Source organism: Mesorhizobium sp. M7A.F.Ca.CA.004.04.2.1, assembly GCF_004022825.1.
GTDB lineage: Bacteria > Pseudomonadota > Alphaproteobacteria > Rhizobiales > Rhizobiaceae > Mesorhizobium.
Genome location: NZ_RZPH01000357.1, coordinates 1 through 5,367, shown reverse-complemented (window position 1 = coordinate 5,367; position 5,367 = coordinate 1). Strand labels below are relative to the sequence as shown.

Here is a 5,367-nt window from a genome sequence, read left to right as displayed (position 1 = left end):
CGCAAGGCACTCGACGCCGCCGAGGCCGCGGGCCTTGCCGAACCGCTGACCAAGGGCTCGGTCGTCGCCTCCGACGCCTTCTTCCCCTTCGCCGATGGCTTGCTGTCGGCAATCGCCGCCGGCGCCACCGCCGTCATCCAGCCGGGCGGTTCGATGAACGACAAGGACGTCATTGCCGCTGCCGACGAGCACGGCATCGCCATGGTGTTTACGGGGATCAGGCATTTCCGGCATTGAGCGCCCTTACCCTCCCGCTTGTGGGGAGGGTCGGCGAACGATCTTTGCGGAGCAAAGTTCGTGAGACGGGGTGGGGACAGCGCCGCACCCCCACCCCGCTCCGCTTCGCGGATCGACCCTCCCCACAAGGGGGAGGGTAAACTCACTCCACCGGCCGGTCCGCCGGATAGGGCGTCTTGACCAGGATCGCCATGCCGATGCCCAGGAACAGCACGATCACCGCCATGCCGAGCCGCGCTGAGCCGCTGGCCAGGGTGACGGACGCGACCATGAACGGCGCCAGGAAACTGGTCGCCCGCCCGGCCAGTGCATAAATGCCGAAATAGCGGCCGGATTCTGCCGCCGTGACGCTGCGCGCCATGTAGGATCGCGACGACGCCTGCACCGGCCCGAAAGCCACACCGATCAACAGGCCGAAGAAGATGTAGGCTTTTTCCGCTGCCGTGCCGAACAGGCCGCCCCTGTCCGGCCCAGGCATCATCCAGAGGCCGAACAACGTGTAGCCCGGCCCGGTCGAGACGATGCCGATCGTGGCGATGCTGAGCAGGACCAGCGAGATCATGACGATGGTTTTTGAGCCAAGCGCCGTATCGAGACGGGCTGCAACCAGGCAGCCGAAGATGGCGACGACGTTGAGAATGATGCCGAAAATACCGATCTCGGTGATCGACCAGTGGAACATCGCAGCGGCGAAGGTGCCACCCAACGCCAGCAGCGCGTTGACGCCGTCCTGATAGATCATGCGGGCTACCAGGAAGCGGAAGATGCCGCTGCGCTTGCGCACCTCACCCAGTGTCACTTTCAGCTCCGCCAACCCCTCTCGGACAGCCGGACCGATCGGCAGGCCCTTGATGGCGTCGGGGGTGAAAAAGAACATCGGCAGGATGAACAGGAAGTACCAGCCGGCTGACAAAGGCCCGGTTGCGCGCGCGTCCTCGCCGAGCTTCGGGTCGAGCCCGAAGAGCGGGTCGATGCCGATGATCGTCTTGCCGGTCTCAGGCGAACCGGCCAGGCAGGCGACGACGAAGATCAGCACGATCATGCCGCCGAGATAGCCAAGCCCCCAGGCCATGTTGGAAATCCGGCCGATCTCGCTCTTCGGCACCAGGCGCGGCATCATCGAATCGTTGAACACGGTCGAAAACTCCGCCGCCACCGACGCCAGCGAAAAGAACAGCACGACCAGGAAAAGGTTCGAACCGGGGCCGCGAACCAAAGCATGCAAAGGCAGGTGACCTTGACCGCGGCAAAGAATGCGATCCACGGCTTGCGCGGTCCGGTCTGGTCGGCGATCGAGCCGAGTATCGGCGACAGCACTGCAATGACAAGGCCGGCCGCAGCAATGCCGTAGCCCCAGGCCGCCTGCCCGGTTTCCGGATCGCTCGCCATCCGCGACACGAAATAAGGCCCGAAGATGAAGGTGGTGACGACGGTGAAGAACGGCTGCGCCGCCCAGTCGAACAACATCCATCCCCAGATGCCGCGCCCGGACGCACGCTGCACTGTTTCTACCGTCATGATGATCCCCCGGCACCGGTTCCGTGTCGGGCGCCATGTCTGCATGTTTCATGCGCTCATGCAATGAACCAAGCTTGGTGTGCCGTCCCTTGCCCCTGCCGCGCGTTCACTGTTCGAAAGCCAAGCAATTGGCTTTCGTCCGCGACGCGGACCAAGCCCTTATTTTTTCTCGTGAGGGAAGTCGGACCGAAGGTCTGGCGCCGCCCTCCACCCCCTGCTTCGCGGCGATTGCCGCCGGCGCGAATTTCTTGATTATTAAGTTGACTCTTTTTGTCCGGTTTGACTAATTGCGCTCGCGCAGGGCCGGAAAGTCGCCGGTCGAACGGCTCGATATGGTCTGACAGGGAATAAGAGATGACGATTGGTCGACAGGCATTGCCGCGCACTCAGGTAAGGCGATTGATTGCGAGCAGTGCCTTGATAGCGGCATCTTTTGGAGCGGTGGGGGCCGGCCGGGCCCAGGAGGTTTCGCCGGACGATGCAACTCAACTGGAAACCATCGTCGTCACCGGCAAGTCGGACCGCCTTGTCGGGCCCGATCAAACGATCGTCGCCGAGGATACGGCGACCGCCACCAAGACCGATACGCCGATCGTCGACGTTCCCGCCTCGGTTTCAGTGGTAACCCAGAAGGAACTGGAGGCGCGCCATGTCGAAAGCCTGCAGCAGGCCGTGGCCTACACATCCAGCGTCCTCACCGACGAGTTCGGCAACGATGACCGATACGACTATATTCGCATCCGCGGTTTCGACCAGACATCGCTCGGTACCTATCGCGATGGTCTCACGGCGCGCATCCCCGCCTGGTTCACGGCCAGCCGTCTCGAGCCTTACGGACTTCAGCGCGTGGAGGTCCTGAAGGGATCGACATCGACGCTTTTTGGTCTCAACGGCCCTGGCGGGCTGGTCAATGCCATCACCAAGCGGCCGCTGGACCAGAAGCAGGGGGAGATTTACACGTCCTATGGCGACGGTACCAAGGAGGTTGGCGTTGATTTTGGCGGGCCAATCGACCCCGATGGCGTGTGGACCTATCGGCTCACAGGGCTGGCCAAGGATGGCGATCAAGGATGGGATTATTCCAACGACGATCGGCTTTACATCGCGCCCGCGTTGACCATCAAGCCCGAGGAAGGAACGTCGCTCACCATCCTGACTGACTATTACAAGCGAGATGGCACAGGCGCACGCGGCACCCCGGCTGGCGGCAATATCGACATCGGCACATTCCTGGGCGAGCCGGATTTCAACCGCTTCAACACGGAGCAGGTCGATATCGGCTACCAGTTCGAGCACGAGTTCAACGAGAACCTCACCTTGCGCTCCAATGCCCGCTACACGCATTTGAGCCTCGACTACGCCGAGGTCTACGGCGCGTCGCTTGACCCCACGGCGGACCGCACGGCATTTTCCGTCGATGGCCTGTCCAACCGCTATGCCTTCGACAATCAGTTGCAATACGATACGGGCTGGGGCGGGATCGACAGCAAGACGCTTGTCGGCGTCGACTACGCCAACGACAACACCCGTGAAAACATTCTCTTCGGCACCGCCGGTCCCATCGACATCGACAATCCGGCCTATTGCGGTCTGTCCTGCATCAATCTCGGCCCCTACGTGAACTGGCGGGTCAAGCAACAGGCAGTCGGTGTCTATGCCCAGGAGCAATTGACGTTTGACGACCGCTGGATCGTCACCCTGGGTGGGCGCTGGGACCGCGTGCATACGACGGCGGACTATCTCGACTCGGGAACGCAGGACGACGACACGGCATCCGCCTTCACCAAGCGCGCCGGCCTGACCTACAAATTCACTCCGAACCTCGCGGTCTACGCCAACTATTCGGAAAGCTTCCAGCCGCTCGTGGCGCCAAGCGGCAACGGATATGCGGTCTCGGGTTCGCTGAAGCCTCAAGAGGGCAGGCAGTATGAGGCAGGTATCAAGTACAAGCCCGACGGCTTCGACGGCCTGTTCACGGCCGCGGTCTTCGACCTTACCCAAACCAATGTTCCCACCTATGTCACGCCTGTTGTCCAGCAGCAGATCGGCAAGGTTGGCGTCCGCGGCATCGAACTCGAGGGCAAGGCCGCCATTGCGGAAAACCTGAACCTGACGCTTGCCTATTCCTACTGGGATGCCGAGATCCTGGAAGACGGTATTGGAGGAAATGCCGGCAATCGGCCGCAGCGTGTCCCTCGCCACCTGGCTTCGGCCTGGGTTGATTATACGCTACCCGAGGAGGGACGGCGTGGCGACCTGACCATCGGCGGAGGCGTGCGCTATATCGGACAAACCTACGGGGATGACGCGAACACGACTTCGATTGGCGGCTACGCACTGGTGGATGCGGCGATCAGCTACAAGATGACCAAGGACGTGACGTTGGCCCTGAACGCAACGAACCTGTTCGACCGGAAGTATTTGACAACCAGCTATTACGGAACCGAATTTTACGGCGACCGGCTGAAGATCGTCGGCACGCTCAAACATTCCTGGTGAGCTTTTTGAACGCCGGTTTCGAAGCGGATGGCATTCGAAAAGAGCCACACGCATCCGGTAATGCGTGTGGTGATCGTCGGCGGTTCACATCCCCGTCAGATCGCTCATCAGCCCCGACGCCACCGACAGCCGCGACACGGTGATGTCGCCGCCCTCGGTCAGCGCCTGCAGCCGCTCGCGGATGCGCGCCACCCGCTCGCCGCCGGCGTCCAGCCAGGCAACCACCGGATCGGCCGTCTTGGCGTGGCCGGTGAGTGCCGCCACCGCGATGCCGCGCCGTGCCGCGCCGATCGTGTCGGTGGCGCGCGACAGTGCCAGCTGATCATAGTAGTCCGAAGGCGTGATCGAGCGTGCGGCGTCCTCGACACGCGGGATGCGGAAGGCATCGCTGACGGCGAAGAACGCCTTGGCCGCGGCGACGATATCGGCGCCGGCGGTGCGCGCCGTCAGCGCGATGTCGGGGATAAGTTCCGCCACCTCGCTCAGCGCCAGTTGCCCGGCCAGCCCTTCCGGCGCGCCGCTCTTGAACAGCCCGTGCCGCTTCTCCTCGATGCGCTCGCGCGAGAAAGCCGGCAGCAGCGCAACGAGCTTCGGTTCCAGCGCCTTGCGTGCTTCCTGCAGCTCGGCGATGCGCTGGCCGAGGGGTGCCGTGCCGGCATCGTTCTTGAGATACCAGCCGCTGGTCACGTAGATCAGCCGGCTGACCATCTGATAGAGATCGAGCTGCACCTGGCCGTCGATCTGGTTGTCGAGCGCGTCGATCTCGCGATAGAGCGCCGGCAAGGCAAAACCGTCGCGCACCATCGCGAAGGTCCGCACCACGTCGGCGGCGGTGCGCCCCGTGGCTTCCTGCAGCCGGTTGACGAAGGACGGGCCGCCGCGATTGACCAGGTCGTTGGCGACGACCCGTGTGATGATCTCGCGGCGCAGCCGGTGGCCATGGATCTCTGTGGCGTATTTCTTCGCCATCCGGTCGGGAAAATAGCCCATCAGGTCGCGGTCGAAATGCGCGTCATCAGGCACGTCGCTGGCGACGATGTCGGAAAACAGCACGATCTTGGCATAGGCGAGCAGCACGCCGAGTTCGGCTCTCGTCAGCGGTTCGCCGCGCGC

1 protein-coding gene and 3 pseudogenes are annotated in these 5,367 nt (G+C 63.0%); 2 read left to right on the top strand and 2 right to left on the bottom strand.

From position 1 onward, the window contains the following. Positions 1–237, top strand: a pseudogene (purH, locus tag EN893_RS17080) (bifunctional phosphoribosylaminoimidazolecarboxamide formyltransferase/IMP cyclohydrolase); the annotation flags it as partial. Positions 238–379: 142 nt separating this feature from the next. On the opposite strand, the pseudogene EN893_RS17075 reads toward purH, so the two are convergent. Continuing rightward, a pseudogene (locus tag EN893_RS17075) lies at positions 380–1,755 on the bottom strand (MFS transporter). 354 nt (positions 1,756–2,109) lie between these two features. On the opposite strand from EN893_RS17075, the gene EN893_RS17070 reads away from it, so the two are divergent. Then, a complete protein-coding gene (locus EN893_RS17070) occupies positions 2,110–4,254 on the top strand; it encodes a TonB-dependent siderophore receptor (RefSeq protein WP_127268917.1) in 2,145 nt (714 codons plus the stop codon). An 84-nt stretch (positions 4,255–4,338) separates the two neighbouring features. Here EN893_RS17070 and EN893_RS17065 read toward each other — a convergent pair. Further along, positions 4,339–5,367: pseudogene (locus EN893_RS17065) on the bottom strand (NAD-glutamate dehydrogenase domain-containing protein); the annotation flags it as partial.

Coding starts and splice junctions, on each gene's coding strand:
- EN893_RS17070 (WP_127268917.1), top strand. CDS start 2,110: ATGACGATTGGTCGACAGGCATTGCCGCGCACTCAGGTAAGGCGATTG.